General features: G+C 46.1%; 12 protein-coding genes and 1 riboswitch. Of the genes, 7 read left to right on the top strand and 5 right to left on the bottom strand.

Annotated features, from left to right (window positions below; all coding sequences use genetic code 11):
• Positions 1–145 precede the first annotated feature (145 nt).
• The gene (locus AB6F11_RS09150; protein WP_017059268.1) at positions 146–1012 is read left to right on the top strand and encodes a YicC/YloC family endoribonuclease; all 867 of its coding nucleotides are present in this window, start codon (positions 146–148) and stop codon (positions 1010–1012) included.
• A 347-nt stretch (positions 1013–1359) separates the two neighbouring features.
• Here the strand turns inward: AB6F11_RS09150 and AB6F11_RS09145 are convergent, their stop codons facing one another.
• From AB6F11_RS09145 to AB6F11_RS09135, 3 genes are all read right to left on the bottom strand, one after another.
• Positions 1360–1572, bottom strand: coding sequence for a cold-shock protein (locus AB6F11_RS09145; RefSeq protein ID WP_017071067.1), 213 nt, complete (start codon positions 1570–1572; stop codon positions 1360–1362).
• Between the two features lie 310 nt (positions 1573–1882).
• The gene (locus AB6F11_RS09140) at positions 1883–2308 is read right to left on the bottom strand and encodes a phosphate-starvation-inducible protein PsiE (RefSeq protein ID WP_017062464.1); all 426 of its coding nucleotides are present in this window, start codon (positions 2306–2308) and stop codon (positions 1883–1885) included.
• A gap of 221 nt (positions 2309–2529) precedes the next feature.
• Entirely contained in the window at positions 2530–3900 is a 1371-nt protein-coding gene (locus AB6F11_RS09135; protein ID WP_017062465.1) for an NCS2 family permease, read from the bottom strand.
• Positions 3901–3958: 58 nt separating this feature from the next.
• A riboswitch (purine riboswitch) is annotated at positions 3959–4058 on the bottom strand.
• A 348-nt stretch (positions 4059–4406) separates the two neighbouring features.
• Between AB6F11_RS09135 and gmk the strand changes: the two genes are divergently transcribed.
• The 4 genes from gmk (at position 4407) to recG (ending at position 9844) form a co-directional block, all read left to right on the top strand.
• Entirely contained in the window at positions 4407–5030 is a 624-nt protein-coding gene (gmk, locus tag AB6F11_RS09130; protein ID WP_017062466.1) for a guanylate kinase, read from the top strand.
• Between the two features lie 119 nt (positions 5031–5149).
• Positions 5150–5422, top strand: coding sequence for a DNA-directed RNA polymerase subunit omega (rpoZ, locus tag AB6F11_RS09125; protein ID WP_009848003.1), 273 nt, complete (start codon positions 5150–5152; stop codon positions 5420–5422).
• A 39-nt stretch (positions 5423–5461) separates the two neighbouring features.
• Positions 5462–7588 (top strand): bifunctional GTP diphosphokinase/guanosine-3',5'-bis pyrophosphate 3'-pyrophosphohydrolase, encoded by a 2127-nt coding sequence (gene spoT / locus AB6F11_RS09120; protein ID WP_017062467.1) that lies wholly within the window; start codon positions 5462–5464, stop codon positions 7586–7588.
• Positions 7589–7765: 177 nt separating this feature from the next.
• Positions 7766–9844 (top strand): ATP-dependent DNA helicase RecG, encoded by a 2079-nt coding sequence (recG, locus tag AB6F11_RS09115; protein WP_017066313.1) that lies wholly within the window; start codon positions 7766–7768, stop codon positions 9842–9844.
• 276 nt (positions 9845–10120) lie between these two features.
• Here the strand turns inward: recG and envZ are convergent, their stop codons facing one another.
• Together envZ and ompR are read right to left on the bottom strand one after the other, a co-directional pair.
• Positions 10121–11416 carry a two-component system sensor histidine kinase EnvZ gene (gene envZ, locus AB6F11_RS09110; RefSeq protein ID WP_102320999.1) on the bottom strand — a complete coding sequence of 432 codons (1296 nt, stop codon included), beginning with the start codon at positions 11414–11416 and terminating at the stop codon, positions 10121–10123.
• 153 nt (positions 11417–11569) lie between these two features.
• A complete protein-coding gene (ompR, locus tag AB6F11_RS09105; RefSeq protein WP_008218409.1) occupies positions 11570–12289 on the bottom strand; it encodes a two-component system response regulator OmpR in 720 nt (239 codons plus the stop codon).
• A gap of 178 nt (positions 12290–12467) precedes the next feature.
• Between ompR and greB the strand changes: the two genes are divergently transcribed.
• Both greB and AB6F11_RS09095 read left to right on the top strand, forming a co-directional pair.
• Positions 12468–12950: a transcription elongation factor GreB gene (greB, locus tag AB6F11_RS09100; protein WP_017062470.1), complete on the top strand. Its 483-nt coding sequence runs from the start codon at positions 12468–12470 to the stop codon at positions 12948–12950.
• Between the two features lie 663 nt (positions 12951–13613).
• Positions 13614–15944 carry a Tex family protein gene (locus AB6F11_RS09095; protein WP_102394585.1) on the top strand — a complete coding sequence of 777 codons (2331 nt, stop codon included), beginning with the start codon at positions 13614–13616 and terminating at the stop codon, positions 15942–15944.
• The last annotated feature ends 172 nt before the right edge of the window (positions 15945–16116 follow it).

Below are 16116 nucleotides of genomic sequence, written 5' to 3'. Positions count from 1 at the left end.
TTTATCGTGCAAAGCTATTTACCGTTCAAAGCTATTTATCACGAAAGGCTATTTACAGTGAAAAGCGACAGGCTTCGAGAGCACACCATATCGTGATACTATGCGTGCGCGTTATTTTCAGAATGATAAAAGACAGGAAAATTCGATGATTTATAGTATGACCGCGTACGCACGCAAAGAAGTAAAAGGCGATTGGGGCAGCGCAGTATGGGAAATCCGTAGTGTAAACCAACGCTACCTAGAAACTTACTTCCGTATGCCTGAACAGTTCCGTGGTTTAGAGCCAATCTTGCGTGAGCGTTTCCGTAAGCGTCTAGCGCGCGGTAAGGTTGAATGTAACCTACGCTTTGAAGCAAACCCTGCTGCAAAGGGCGAACTAAGCATTAACGAAGGTTTGGCTCAGCAAGTAATCAATGCGGCGAACCAAGTAATGACGATGACAGGTGAAGACAGCCGTTTGAACCCATTCCAAGTCATGAATTGGCCTGGTGTGATGGAAACGCCAGAGCAAGACATGGATGCCATCAACAAAGACCTACTTGAAGCATTCAACGATGCTATCGCAGAGTTCATTGATGCTCGTGCTCGTGAAGGTGAGAACATGAAGGCGCTAATCGTACAGCGCTTAGATGCAATCACTGAAGAAGTAGTGAAAGTTCGTGCACGCATGCCTGAGATCCTAGAGTGGCAACGTGAGCGTCTTCTTACCAAATTTGAAGATGCGAAAATCGAACTTGAAGGTTCTCGTGTTGAGCAAGAGCTTATCCTACTTGCGCAGAAGTCAGACGTAGCAGAAGAGCTAGACCGTCTAGATTCTCACGTGAAAGAAGCAAATGCAGTACTGAAGAAAGGTGGCGCTTGTGGCCGTAAGCTAGACTTCATGATGCAAGAGTTCAACCGTGAGTCAAACACGCTAGCGTCTAAGTCTATCAGCACAGACATCACAGCATCAGGCGTAGAGCTTAAGGTTCTTATCGAACAGATGCGTGAGCAAATTCAGAACATTGAATAACAGTCTGTAAGCGGTACACGATACAGAGTAATCAGCCTAATCTGTGTTGATTAACTAACAGTGTTGATTAGACCAAAATGAGCTCCTAATTTTAGGGGCTTTTTTTATGGATACAGTAATGGCAATCAGGATGAGCAAGTGACTGGTTGTTACGTAGAAGATTGAGTTAGAGCAAAGAACAGATACAGCGATAGATAGAACGAGATGACGGATATAAAACAGGATTTTTGAATATTTAGAGGGGGTATTGCTAGTGGAGAAGAGTGTTGCGGTAAAGCTGAGGGGGAAACAGATTTGAGAGAGAAAGTGACGCAAGTTGCTGTTGCAACCTGCGCCGACTTAAAATCTTATAGAGCTACAACGTTTGCAGCTTGAAGACCTTTTTGGCCTTGCTCTACTTCGAAAGACACTTGTTGGCCTTCTTTAAGAGTCTTGAAACCTTCAGAAGCGATTGCACGGAAGTGTACGAATACGTCAGCGCCGCCGTTGTCTTGAGTTAGGAAACCGAAGCCTTTCTCTTCGTTAAACCATTTTACTACGCCGTTTACTTTGTTAGACATGATGTGTCCCTTATATAAAAATAAAAAATTAATCGCCAAAAGTGCGATGCGCTGAAAGCTTGAATTATTTAATGTATCTATGAAGCTAAGGGAAACACTGAGAATAACAATGAAGCAATACTAAGGGTTCTACTTTACAACTGGATGTTTCATTTAATAACCCTGAGAACAGAGCGACGCCATTCTTGGTGATCTGAGCCTGCTTGTAAAGCGTTATTTGGACAATTTGATGTTTTTTTGTTCGGTTGGCTTGAATTCAAGCCCAGCTAGGTCGCCGGGCTTGATTTGTAAGACTTTGATCTCAAAAAATTTACTCGTCCGGCTGCTTAGTTCTGAGATCGACATATGGCCAGTAATGGTGACCGACTCGAATCAACAGAGTTGCTGCTGCTAAGATAAATGCCGCTAAAGATAACCAAACGATCAATACCGCATCGAGTTCTTTCATGCCCAAAGTGATGTAACGAGCAATCGCCATCATCGCGATATAGATTGGGTATCGCACTGGGATCTTACCGTTCATTACAAACTGCTGAACCATCGCCAACACTTCTAAATAGATAAACATCAGCAGAATGTCGGTCAATTGCACTCGGCGTTCAGCGAAGACATGCATGAACTCTTCGACCATCGCAAACAAGGTCGCGAGCGTGATCGCCACCAGCAATACCGCTTCCATAATGTGGAATACTTTTAAAAACGGCTTACTAAAAGATTTAGGTAAGTGAGAAGGCATAGTCACTCTTCAAAAAATAATTAATCCAGTCTCTACAATAGCATGCATCAATATAAGTCGCGTACTGTCAAAGCACCGACTTTAGGCTAACGCCATCAACTCATCGGTAACCAACATTAAGAAGCAACGGTAAAAAGCAACAAATACAAAAATGGCCCCGCATTCACTGCAGAGCCATCTGTTTGTCTTTTACTTAGCGACTTCTTAGTGACTAATTAGCCTTAAAGCAGAATCAGGTAAGTTAAGAACACCACACACAGTCCGTAGATAAGCGGGTGTACTTCTTTGCGCTTACCTGCCACAACCATTGTGAATGCGTAGCTGATGAAGCCCATCGCCATACCGTTCGCAGGAGAGAAGCTTAGCACTGTGAACATGATGGTAAAAAAGGCTGCAATGCGTGACTCTTTCTTTTCCCAATTAATCTGACCAAGGCGACCGACCATATAGATGCCAACCACTACCATCGCCGGTGCAACCATTGCAGCCGAGAAGATAGAGAAGATTGGGTATAGGAATAGCGAGATTAGGAACAGACCAGCCACCATGACTGCTGCCAAGCCCGTTTTCGCACCTTGAGAAGAAGCGATGCCAGACTCAGAGAAAGCAGTGATCGATGTGGTACCAAGAATTGAACCAATCACAGTACCGCCCGCATCTGCTACTAGAGCCGATTTCGCGTTTGGCACCTTGCCGTCTTTATCGATGATACCCGCATCACGGCCAACGCCGACAATGGTGCTCAAGCCATCAAAGAAATCGACAATCAAGAAGATAAGTACGATGAACAGTAGGTCGAACATTTTCTCTGGCGTGAAAGCAGAGAAATCAAAGATAGCGCCGAAGCTGCCAGCCATGCTTGGTGGCATAGCAATGAACTGCTCTGGGATTGGTGCGTTTGAAGTACCCATGAAGACGTCAGCAAGAATCGTCAACACAATAGCTGAAACGAACGAGATGAACGTTGCTAGCTTGATGTCGCGAACCATACAACCCAGTGCGATGAAGATGCTCACATAAGCGATGATCACTTTTGGATCGGAAATGTCGCCTAAGCCAACCAATACGAATGGGTTAGAAACGATGATGCCCGCATTCTTAAGACCTAAGAAAGCAATGAACAGTCCAAGAGACACCGTAATCGCCAACTTCAAATCTTCAGGAATCGATTCAATCATCGATTTACGAATATTAGTTAACGAGAACGCAAGGTACAAAATACCAGATAGGAAGATACCGAACAGCGCTTCATTCCAAAGCACGGCAACAGATCCACTTAACAGCAGACCTTTGAAAAAGCCGTTCATACTCATGCCCGGCGCTAGCATTACAGGATAGTTGCCCCAAATGCCCATAATTAGGGTTGCGATTGCCGCAGACAGAGCCGTTGCAGTAAACACGGCACCTTTGTCCATGCCTGGAATATCACCCAAAATTGCTGGGTTAACCGCCAGAATGTAACTCATCGCCAAGAAAGTAATGAAACCCGCATACAGCTCAGTGCCAATCGTGGTTTTTCTTTCAGTGATTTTAAACATCGAATCAAGCGAGCCAGAGGTGTTCTGGGCTTTCAGGGTGGAATCGGTACTCACAACAAAACCTTTGCAATAAATTAAGAATTTGGTGATTCAAATGCTGTGAGAATAGAGAGGTCTCTACACTAAAAACTGTAGTCACCAAGGTAGGCTCGGTAGTAGAAACATTTGACCCATTTCATCAAACATATACAGCATTTAATCGTTTGCGCGGATTGTAAGGATTGAGATTAAAACTTCAACAAATTTTGTCCAGATCACATAAAAAAGTACCGATGACGAGTCATTACATTTATACAAAGATCCTTGAGAAGATCATTCGCTAATAAATAACGATCAAGCCAGTTGTTCTCAATCATCTAAATATGCTACTCTTCGCCTCCATTTTTCTGACCTAATTTTCACCAGTTGCTTCTATTAGTTTTACTCGTTATCTCTTTATAGACGTAACCAACGGCACAATTAGTAGATGCGCCATCGGAACAAAAATTAGAGTCAGTGCTATCTTTTAAAGTGTAGGTTTATTGCCTTCACTCAATCCAACCAACAGTGGAAATATACAGATGGGCAAAGGTACTCTTTACATCGTATCTGCACCTAGTGGCGCAGGTAAGTCGAGCTTGATCTCAGCAATGCTAGAAACCAATCCAACCTACGCAATGAAGGTATCTGTTTCACACACCACTCGCGGTATGCGCCCTGGTGAAGAAAATGGTGTTCACTACCACTTCGTAGAGAAGCATCATTTTGAAGACCTTATTACTAAAGGTGAATTCCTAGAGTACGCTGAAGTGTTCGGCAACTACTACGGTACTTCACGCGTTTGGATTGAAGAAAACCTAAACCGCGGTATCGATGTATTCCTAGATATCGACTGGCAAGGTGCTCGTCAGATCCGTGAACAAATGCCTCAAGCGAAGAGTGTATTCATTCTTCCACCATCAAATGGTGAGCTAGAGCGTCGTTTGAATGTTCGCGGTCAAGACAGCGACGAAGTTATTGCGAAACGCATGAGCGAAGCAAAATCAGAGATTTCTCACTATGCAGAATATGATTATGTGATCGTGAATGACGACTTTGATGCAGCCCTAATGGACTTCAGAGCTATCATTCGTGCGGAACGCTTAAAAGAAGATAAGCAAGCAGCGAAATACAGCGGCATGCTTACTGCTTTATTAGCGGAATAATCTAGATCCCCTAGATTTTCTATTGAGATAAGTATACGGTGATCTAGAAAGTATCTAGTTAAACTTGTATACTTTCTCGTCATCAAAAATTTATTAGTTAATTACTATTTGGAGTCCTCATGGCACGCGTAACTGTTCAAGACGCTGTTGAAAAAGTTGGCAACCGTTTCGACCTAGTTCTTATTGCGGCTCGCCGCGCACGTCAAATGCAAACTGGCGGTAAAGATTCACTAGTGCCTGAAGAAAACGATAAGCCAACGGTTATCGCTCTTCGCGAAATCGAAGAAGGTCTTATCACTAAAGACGTACTAGATGCTCGTGAACGTCAAGAGCAACAAGAGCAAGAAGCGGCTGAACTTGCAGCAGTAAGCAGCATCGCTCACACTCGTTAAGAACGTCATTCGAACTAATTAACCTTCCGGGCCTTTAATTTGTATCTATTCGATAGCCTCAAAGACGTTGCCCAAGAATACCTAACAGAGCCTCAAATTGAGGCTCTGCGTCAATCTTATGTGGTAGCGAGAGACGCCCATGAAGGGCAAACCCGCTCAAGCGGTGAACCATACATTATCCACCCTGTAGCTGTTTCAAGAATCCTGGCAGAAATGCGTCTGGATATCGAAACCCTGCAAGCTGCTCTGCTTCATGATGTCATCGAAGACTGTGATGTCACTAAAGAAGATCTAGAGGAAAAATTTGGCAATACCGTTGCTGAATTGGTTGATGGTGTATCTAAGCTGGATAAGCTTAAATTTCGTGATCGCAAAGAAGCGCAAGCAGAGAACTTCCGCAAGATGGTTCTCGCCATGGTGCAAGACATCCGCGTTATCTTGATCAAATTAGCTGACCGTACTCACAACATGCGCACGCTTGGGGCACTTCGTCCTGACAAAAAGCGTCGTATTGCTCGTGAAACCCTAGAGATTTATTCTCCACTAGCTCACCGTCTTGGTATTCATAACATCAAGACCGAACTAGAAGAGCTAGGCTTTGAAGCCCTCTATCCTAACCGTTATCGCGTACTTAAAAACGTAGTGAAAGCTGCGCGTGGTAACCGTAAGGAAATGATCCAACGTATCCATAGCGAAATTGAAGGCCGCCTTGAAGAGGTCGGTTTGCCTGCTCGCGTACTTGGTCGTGAAAAGAACCTGTTCTCCATCTACAACAAGATGAAAACTAAAGAGCAGCGCTTCCACACCATTATGGACATCTACGCTTTCCGCGTCGTGGTTGATACCCCAGATACTTGTTATCGCGTACTTGGTCAGGCTCACAGCCTGTACAAGCCTCGCCCTGGCCGCATGAAAGATTACATTGCGGTACCAAAAGCCAACGGCTACCAATCTCTGCACACGTCAATGATCGGCCCTCACGGGGTGCCAGTTGAGGTTCAGATCCGTACTGAAGATATGGATCAAATGGCAGACAAAGGTGTCGCAGCGCACTGGTCTTACAAAGGCAACGGCTCACGCAGCAGTAATGGCACGACCGCACAGGTTAAAGCACAACGTTGGATGCAGAGCTTACTTGAGCTGCAACAAAGCGCGGGTAACTCATTCGAATTCATTGAAAACGTTAAGTCTGATCTGTTCCCAGATGAGATCTTCGTGTTCACGCCGAAGGGTCGCATTGTCGAACTTCCGGCAGGCGCAACAGCGGTCGATTTTGCTTACGCGGTACATACCGATGTCGGCAACATGTGTGTAGGTGCTCGTGTAGACATGAACCCTTACCCACTCAGCAAATCACTGAAGAACGGTCAAACCATTGAGATCATCAGTGCTCCGGGCGCACGTCCGAATGCAGCATGGCTCAACTACGTGGTGACCTCACGTGCGCGTACTAAGATCCGTCAGGTTCTGAAGACTATGCGCCGCGAAGAGTCGATTACCTTAGGTCGTCGTCTACTGAACCACGCACTTGGCGAACACTCTATTGGCGATATCGGCCAAGAGAATATCGACCACGTATTGTCTGATCTTCGCCTAGACAATGTTGAAGACTTACTGGCATCGATTGGTCTTGGTGAGCTGATGAGTATCGTTATTGCTCGTCGTCTACTGGGTGATGCTGACGAACTGACTGAAGTGGAAAACAACAGCGACACACCAAGGAAGAAATTGGCTATCCGTGGTGCTGAAGGTCTACTACTGACGTTCGCTAACTGTTGTCACCCAATTCCAGATGATCACATCATTGCCCATGTATCGCCAGGTCGTGGCCTTGTGGTTCACCGTGAAACGTGTCCAAACGTTCGTGGTTACCAGAAAGAACCAGACAAATACATGGCGGTTGAATGGTCTGACGATTACGACCAAGAGTTCACTGCTGAACTTCAGGTTGATCTGCAGAATCACCAAGGTGCACTGGCTGAGTTAACTAACGTTATCTCGAAAACAGGCTCGAACATTCACGGTATTTCAACTGAAGAACGTGATGGACGCCTGTACACAGTGACTATCTTGCTGACCACCAAAGATCGTGTTCATCTTGCAAGTATTATGAAAAAGCTACGTGTGATGCCACACGCGCTGAAAGTAAGACGTCGTAAGAACTAACGTTTAAACTTGATAATAGTTTTGCCAAGAATTTAAATCCCCTTAATGCTTTATCGCTTAAGGGGATTTTTATAACCGTAATCCTAGTATTTACCGCGCTCCCTCCCATTCCTGCCTGTACAAAAATCCAGTAAAATGCTTGAATAGATCATCTCTCTTACGTTTATGAGCCTTGTTATGTCACAGCTTTTATCTGCTATCCCTCTCAACTCTTTATCTGGAGTCGGCGCTAAAGTCGCAGAGAAACTAGAGAAGGTTGGGCTTAACAATGTACAAGACCTGCTATTTCACCTGCCTTTGCGCTATGAAGATCGAACGCGTATCTATCCAATCGTAAAACTGCATGCTGGTTTATGGGCAGCAGTGCAAGGCAAGGTAATGCACGTCGATACCATTTTCGGTAAACGTAAGATGCTCGCAGTAAAGATCAGTGATGGTAATGGCACTATTACACTGCGTTTTTTCAACTTCACTGCAGGCATGAAGAATAACTTTGCCGAAGGCAAACAAGTGCATGCTTATGGTGAGATCAAGCGCGGCAATATGGGGCTTGAGATTGTCCATCCGGATTACAAATTCTTTGCTCCTAGGCAACAACCAGACGTTGAAGCCAACCTGACTCCGGTGTACCCAACCACCGAAGGGCTAAGACAAGTCACGCTGCGTAATCTTACCGATCAAGCCTTAGAGCTAATCGACAAGGCCGCAGTTAACGAGCTTCTCCCATCAGGTTTATACGACCACCAAATTACCCTCGCACAAGCACTGCATACCATTCACAGGCCGCCCCCGGGCATTGACCTAGAGCTGTTTGATGAAGGCAAGCACCCTGCGCAACTGCGCCTAATTATGGAAGAGTTACTGGCTCAAAACCTGTCTATGTTGTCTGTTCGTAGCAAAGGGCAGCAAGACAAGGCAATGCCTTTTCCTCCAGTAAACACCCTTAAAGATAAGCTACTGGCTCAGCTGCCGTTTTCACCAACCAATGCCCAAGCACGAGTGACCAAAGAGATCGAAGCTGACTTGGAAAAGCCGCATCCTATGATGCGTTTAGTGCAAGGTGATGTGGGCTCTGGTAAAACCTTAGTCGCTGCACTGGCGGCGGTTCGCGCATTGGAACACGGTCAACAAGTAGCACTTATGGCACCCACTGAACTACTCGCAGAACAACACGCGATTAACTTTGCCAACTGGTTTGAGGCAATGGGTATTCAAGTTGGATGGCTAGCAGGTAAGCTCAAAGGCAAAGCTCGTGAAACTGAACTAACACGTATTGCCAGTGGCGAAGCGCAAATGGTGGTCGGTACTCATGCCCTGTTCCAAGAGCATGTCGAGTTCAAAAACCTTGGTTTAGTGATCATTGATGAGCAACACCGATTTGGTGTCCACCAGCGATTAGAGCTACGTGAGAAAGGCGCAAAGCAAGGCTACTACCCCCATCAGTTGGTCATGACCGCTACCCCAATCCCACGAACGTTAGCAATGACGGCCTATGCCGACCTCGAAACTTCGATTATTGATGAACTGCCACCGGGACGAACCCCAATTCAAACCGTGGCAATTCCTGATACCAAGCGCGATGACATTGTTGAACGTGTGAAAAATGCGTGTCTCAATGAAGGCAAACAAGCCTACTGGGTATGTACGCTGATTGATGAATCGGAAGTACTGGAAGCTCAAGCTGCAGCTGATACAGCAGAAGAGCTACAACGCAAACTGCCTGACGTAAAAATTGGTTTAGTCCATGGCCGTATGAAACCCGCCGAGAAACAAGCGGTGATGCGAGAGTTCAAAGAGAACAAGCTGCATCTATTGGTTGCGACAACCGTGATTGAAGTTGGTGTGGATGTTCCGAATTCGAGCTTAATGATCATCGAGAACCCAGAACGTCTTGGCCTAGCGCAACTGCACCAACTGCGTGGCCGTGTCGGCCGAGGTTCGGTCGCAAGTCATTGTGTATTGTTGTATCACTCTCCGCTGTCTAAAACCGCTCAGAAACGCCTAGGTGTGCTACGTGAAAGTAACGATGGCTTTGTGATTGCACAGCGCGACTTAGAAATCCGTGGCCCCGGTGAATTGCTCGGTACCAAACAAACTGGCTTGGCTGATTTCAAGATCGCCGATCTAATTCGTGACCAACGTTTGATACCTGAAGTGCAGCGTATTGCGCGTCATATTCACGATAGCTACCCAGACAATGCTAAGGCGATCATCAACCGTTGGTTGGGTGAACGCGATGTTTACTCTAAGGCGTAGTTAACACTAAGGCATAGTTAACACTGAGACCGTATTCAAACGTAAAAAAGGCTTCCTCAAGGAAGCCTTTTTAGTGTGCGTTACTTTCATCAAGCAAGAGCGAGATTCCCTATTCGCTCGTTCCTCACGATAGGGAATGACGATCAAAGTAAACTTTCATCATCAAAGTCCATGGTTAGCAATTCGTCATCCTCGGAGAGGGAAGAATGACCGAGTCGGGGATCTCTTAACCGTTCCCCGAACCGAACTTATCGTCATCAAACGGACCGATGATAACTAGGGCTTAACCGGGAAACTGATCTGCGCTTTTAAGCCACCTTCACTGCGGTTATTGACCACAACAGCACCTTGATGCTGGCTAACGATACGTTTCACAATTGCTAAGCCCAAGCCCGTTCCTTCGCTACCACGAGCCGTGTCACCACGCGTGAAAGGTTCAAACAGCTTTCCGATCTGGTCTTGTGGAATACCCGGCCCGTTATCTTCTACCGTCACCCAAGCAAGCTTGTTATCCGCCGTCATACCAGTTGATACCTTGACCCAACCATTACCGTAACGCAGCGCATTCACCACCAAGTTGCTCACAGCACGCTTCATTGCGATCGGGTTGCCCAACGCAGGTTTCATGGTTTCTGGAATATCGGTTTCAATCTGGACCTCATAGCCACCTTCAGAGCTAGAAACTTCTCGCGCAATATCATCGACAAACACCGCTTGGAATGAGTCTCTGTCAACAGGCTTTAGGTAATCCATGAACTGACTGATGATCTCGTTACACTCTTCGGTATCACTGATGATGCCTTCCGCCAAATAGCTGTCTTCTGGCGACATCATCTCGGTTGCTAAGCGAATACGCGTTAACGGAGTACGTAAATCATGGCTGATACCCGCCATCAACAAGGCGCGGTCTTCTTCTAGCTCTTGGATGCCTTTCGACATCTGGTTAAAGGCTCGAGTTACCGAGCGAATCTCTTGTGCGCCTTGAACTGGCAATGGCGGTGGAATATCACCTCGCCCGACACCTTGCGCCGCTTTCTCTAGCGCTATCAACGGACGGTTTTGCAATCGGATAAACAGCCAACCACCTGCGACAATCAACAGCGCCATGATCAGACTGTTACGAAACAGTGGTGCAAAATCCTCTTCTTGCAGCTCTGATAACGGAATACGAATTAAAGAGTTGGGTAACTGCGCAATGTCCATCCAAAGCACATAGCTCTCTTTACCCAAGATCAGCCGCACTTCAGTTTCAGAACCCAGCTCCTTGGTCATCTCCTCACTCATCAGGTCGATTGCGACCGCATGGTAATACTCACCCGCCGCTTCGCTGCCCTTGGCGTGAACGGTTACCCCGAGCTGTTCAAGCACACGCTGACGCAATGGCGCATCGATCTCGATATCACTGCCTTGGTCCAATACCAGGTTTAGCTCGTGAGCCAAAATCTTATTAAACTGCTGCAAACTTGGCATCAACGCATAGTTAAACACCGCGTAATAAGAAAAAATTTGGCTAGCGACCAATAGCGTTAAGAAAAGCACTATCGACTGAGTAAAGGAGCTACGTATACGCATGGGGTACCCGAGATGTAGAAAGATAAAGAAAGTGTTATATGACTATAACTCTAAACCATTGTGCTGAATAGAAAACGGGCCATCGCATATTAATGAGATGACCCGTAAGATTCACAGAATCGATAAAGCTACTGTAGAGCTTATTAAGCTGAATTACACAGCTTTGCCATCTGGAACGAATACATAACCCAAGCCCCACACCGTTTGGATGTAGCGAGGTTTGCTTGGATCTTCTTCAACTAGACGACGCAGACGTGAAATCTGAACATCGATAGAACGTTCCATTGCTGAATACTCACGGCCACGAGCCATGTTCATCAGCTTATCGCGAGACATTGGCTCACGAGCATTCGTTACCAAGGACTTAAGAACCGCAAATTCACCCGAAGTAAGCGGCATTGGCTCTTCACCGCGGAACATTTCGCGAGTACCTAAGTTCAAGCGGAACTCACCAAACTCAACCACAGACTCTTCTGTGCTTGGTGCGCCCGGCGCTTCAATGACTTGGCGACGCAGTACAGCTTTAATACGAGCAAGCAGTTCACGTGGATTAAATGGTTTTGGCAGGTAATCATCAGCACCCACTTCCAAGCCCACAATGCGATCCACTTCATCACCCTTTGCAGTAAGCATCAGGATTGGTAGCGAGTTGTTTGCGTTTCGTAGACGACGACAGATCGATAGACCATCTTCGCCCGGCAACATTAAATCCAATACCATCAAGTGAAAATTTTCACGGGTTAACAGGCGGTCCATCTGCTCACTGTTTGCCACGCTACGCACTTGAAAGCCCTGCTCTGACAGATAGCGCTCTAACAGTGCACGTAAACGAGCATCGTCATCGACCACTAAAATTTTGTAGTTTTCTTGCATGTAATGGTTCCACCTATTAAAGCTTAAACCTAAGGTTAAGCATTCTTGGTAAATTGTATATTGGTATAAGACATTAAAAATGTAACATTATTGGAGAAAAAGTCGCCTAAATAATTGTTAACGTATGTTGCCTTTCTATATATTCTATCTTAGATCATCATTTCATTAAGTCAGATTTATGAAAACCAAACTTATTACTCGAGAAGGTTATAACAAGCTCAAAGCAGAACATGACCACTTATGGCACGAGAAACGCCCTGAAATTACTAAGATAGTCACTTGGGCGGCAAGCCTTGGAGATCGCTCAGAAAACGCAGATTACACCTTCAATAAGCGTCTACTTCGTCAGATCGATCGCCGAGTGCGTTTTTTAAGAAAGTTCCTACCTGATGTCACGATCGTTGATTACTCGCCACAACAAGAAGGTAAGGTATTTTTCGGTGCTTGGGTCGAAATTGAGAATGATGATGGGGAAATTAAGAAGTTTCGAATTGTCGGCCCAGAAGAGATCTACGGCGATGCTAAAGGCTATATCTCTATCGACTCACCAATGGCTAGAGCTCTGCTCAAGAAAGAAGTAGATGACGAGTTTACGGTAAAAACACCGGAAGGCGACAAAGAGTGGTTCATTAACTCGATTCGCTACGCAGACAACGAATAACCAAACTTAATAAACACTTAGCGATAAACTGAGTGTTCAGCAAACCCAAACTCCAGATAAAAGAAAACCCCGCAAGGCTTTCGCCTAGCGGGGTTAAGTCTCTATCGCAGCAATCCGGCTACTGTTTATCTCTTCGAGATAAGGTGCTCCCTGCATCTTTCCTTGATAGTGGCTAAATCCTTTAACCAATTTCCTTTTTGTTCATCGCCATCCTAGCGGTGTCCATTCTAGCCTGTCATCCTGACTGGCGAATCTCATCCAGAGATTATCACTTCCTTGCTGACCACTCATCCTAAGTAATCAAATCTTCATCCTGAAGATACCTAGTCCATTAGGCTTTTTCCTGTTCCTGCCAACTCCCTGTCGACAAGTTAAATATTACGGCAAATGGCCGTGTTTCCTAGATAGTCTTAAAAAACATTTCAGGTGAGAAATACGCCCACAAACACACAATCAAATAAAATCAGCAACTTAGTGTAACATCAAGACGATTTCATCGGTCTAAAGCGACTTAGTCTCACATCACTTGTAAGAGATCTCGCACAAAGCGGGTATCAGAAACGGAAATTCGACTTCTGACAGGATAATTACACAGCCAAAGCTAGAAAAAGCGTACGCTCACCCCCATGTATTTGTCATGATATTAAATAAGAGATTCATCGGATGAGCCAAGCTATCTGTCGACTGATTGCTGAAGAACTGAATGTTCGTTCTGAGCAAGTCACTGCCGCAGTCAACCTAATTGACGACGGTAACACCGTTCCCTTTATTGCCCGCTACCGTAAAGAAGTTACGGGTGGCTTAGACGATACCCAACTACGTAACCTTGATAGCCGCCTTTCATACCTTCGCGAGCTAGACGATCGTCGCCAAACAATTCTTAAGTCGATTCAAGACCAAGGAAAACTCACGCCAGAACTCGAGCGTGATATAACTCAGGCTGACAGCAAGACTCGCTTAGAAGATTTATACCTGCCATACAAACCAAAGCGTCGCACTAAAGGTCAAATTGCTATCGAAGCAGGCTTAGAACCACTTGCCGACACACTGTGGAATGAACCACAGCACGATCCAGAAACGGAAGCGGCGAACTTCATCAGCAACGATAAAGGCATTGCCGATACCAAAGCTGCTCTCGATGGTGCTCGTGCGATCATCATGGAACGCATTGCGGAAGACGCAAACCTACTAGAAAAGATTCGCCAACACCTAACACGCAACTCAGAGCTAGTCGCTCGTGTAGTGACAGGTAAAGAGCAAGAAGGCGAGAAGTTCAAAGACTACTTCGAGCACAACGAAACACTCAGCAAAGTGCCGTCTCACCGTGCACTTGCCATGCTGCGTGGCCGCAATGAAGGCTTCCTAACACTGGCGATGAATGCCGATCCTGAGCAAGAAGAAGGCGCTCGTGGTTCTTACTGTGAGAACATTATCTCTGATCACTACGGCATTACTCTGAGCAGTGCTCCTGCGGATGCTTGGCGTAAGCAAGTGATTAGCTGGGCATGGCGCATCAAGGTTTCTATGCACATGGAAACTGAATTGATGGGCGCAATGAAAGAGCGTGCAGAGATCGAAGCGATTGAAGTATTCGCAACCAACCTAAAAGACCTACTCATGGCAGCGCCAGCTGGTCCTCGAGCAACCTTAGGCTTGGACCCAGGTTTACGTACCGGTTCGAAAATCGCTGTCGTGGATTCAACCGGTAAGGTTTTGGCAACAGAAACTATTTACCCTCACCCACCTCAAAAGCAATACGACAAATCGGCACATGTGGTTGAGCAGATGGTTCGTCAATTCAATGTTGATTTGATTGCGATTGGTAACGGTACGGCTTCACGCGAAACCGACAGCTTTGTGGCTGACGTAATTAAACGCGGCAACCTAAAAGCGCAAAAGATCATTGTTAGCGAAGCAGGCGCATCGGTGTATTCTGCGTCTGAACTAGCAGCAAAAGAGTTCCCGAACATGGATGTATCAATCCGTGGTGCGGTGTCTATTGCTCGTCGTCTGCAAGATCCACTGGCAGAGCTAGTGAAGATTGACCCTAAATCGATCGGTGTGGGCCAATACCAACACGATGTGAGCCAAACTATGCTCGCTAAGCGCCTAGATGCGATTGTCGAAGACTGTGTAAACGCGGTTGGTGTTGATGTGAATACCGCTTCGGCTGCGCTACTGACTCGTGTTGCTGGCCTGTCTAGCACCATCGCTCAGAACATCGTGGACTTCCGTGATGAAAATGGTCGTTTTGAAGCACGTACTACACTGAAAAAAGTCGCACGCTTGGGGCCAAAAGCCTTTGAACAGTGTGCCGGCTTCCTACGTATTATGGATGGCAAAAACCCACTGGATGCATCATCGGTTCACCCAGAAGCTTACCCAGTAGTGAAAAGCATCGCTGAGAAAAACCACAAAGACATCAAATCTCTGGTGGGTAACACCGACTTCTTACGTGGTTTGCACGCGGTTGATTACACCAATGAAAACTTTGGTGTTCCAACGGTCACCGACATCATCAAGGAGCTGGATAAGCCGGGACGCGACCCTCGCCCTGAGTTCAAGACTGCAACCTTCGCCGATGGCGTAAACAGTGTTTCAGATCTAGAACCGGGCATGATTTTAGAAGGTGTGGTATCGAACGTGGCTAACTTTGGTGCCTTCGTTGATATTGGTGTTCACCAAGATGGCTTAGTGCATATTTCAGCGCTCACCGATCGCTTTGTCTCTGACCCACGTGAAGTGGTTAAAGCGGGCGACATCGTGAAAGTGAAGGTGATGGAAGTGGATGTTCAGCGTAAACGTATTGCACTAAGCATGCGTATGAAGGACGAGCCGGGACAAGACAACCGTGCTCAACGTTCAAGTGCACCTCGCACACAAAACCGCTCGAATCAAAACTCGCAAGGTGGCCAACGCCGTCGTGAAGAGCCGCAACAAAACGCTGCAATGGGTGGAGCATTCGCTGCCGCTTTTGCTAAAGCGAAAAAGTAATCCATTAGCTCATCTAAAAAGCTGATGTGCTTAAAACAGAAAACCTGCATCCCTTAGGGTATGCAGGTTTTTTTATTATGTGTTCAAAAAAGACATCGAAGCTTGGTTGTATTCTTCGTGTTTATACTCAAAATAATTGGAGTTGCAGCTAGGCAACCTTTTCCCTACAAAG

The sequence above is a fragment of the Vibrio sp. 10N.247.311.14 genome (assembly GCF_041467715.1).
Taxonomy (GTDB): domain Bacteria; phylum Pseudomonadota; class Gammaproteobacteria; order Enterobacterales; family Vibrionaceae; genus Vibrio; species Vibrio crassostreae_C.
Note: the sequence above shows the minus strand (reverse complement) of the source record. Positions and strands in the feature narration are given on the sequence as shown.

Bases quoted from the DNA above. Each gene is read 5' to 3' on its own strand.
- ompR (WP_008218409.1), bottom strand. From the start codon at position 12,289: ATGCAAGAAAACTACAAAATTTTAGTGGTCGATGACGATGCTCGTTTA.
- AB6F11_RS09095 (WP_102394585.1), top strand. From the start codon at position 13,614: ATGAGCCAAGCTATCTGTCGACTGATTGCTGAAGAACTGAATGTTCGT.
- gmk (WP_017062466.1), top strand. From the start codon at position 4,407: ATGGGCAAAGGTACTCTTTACATCGTATCTGCACCTAGTGGCGCAGGT.
- greB (WP_017062470.1), top strand. From the start codon at position 12,468: ATGAAAACCAAACTTATTACTCGAGAAGGTTATAACAAGCTCAAAGCA.
- AB6F11_RS09145 (WP_017071067.1), bottom strand. From the start codon at position 1,572: ATGTCTAACAAAGTAAACGGCGTAGTAAAATGGTTTAACGAAGAGAAA.
- AB6F11_RS09150 (WP_017059268.1), top strand. From the start codon at position 146: ATGATTTATAGTATGACCGCGTACGCACGCAAAGAAGTAAAAGGCGAT.
- rpoZ (WP_009848003.1), top strand. From the start codon at position 5,150: ATGGCACGCGTAACTGTTCAAGACGCTGTTGAAAAAGTTGGCAACCGT.
- AB6F11_RS09140 (WP_017062464.1), bottom strand. From the start codon at position 2,308: ATGCCTTCTCACTTACCTAAATCTTTTAGTAAGCCGTTTTTAAAAGTA.
- recG (WP_017066313.1), top strand. From the start codon at position 7,766: ATGTCACAGCTTTTATCTGCTATCCCTCTCAACTCTTTATCTGGAGTC.
- envZ (WP_102320999.1), bottom strand. From the start codon at position 11,416: ATGCGTATACGTAGCTCCTTTACTCAGTCGATAGTGCTTTTCTTAACG.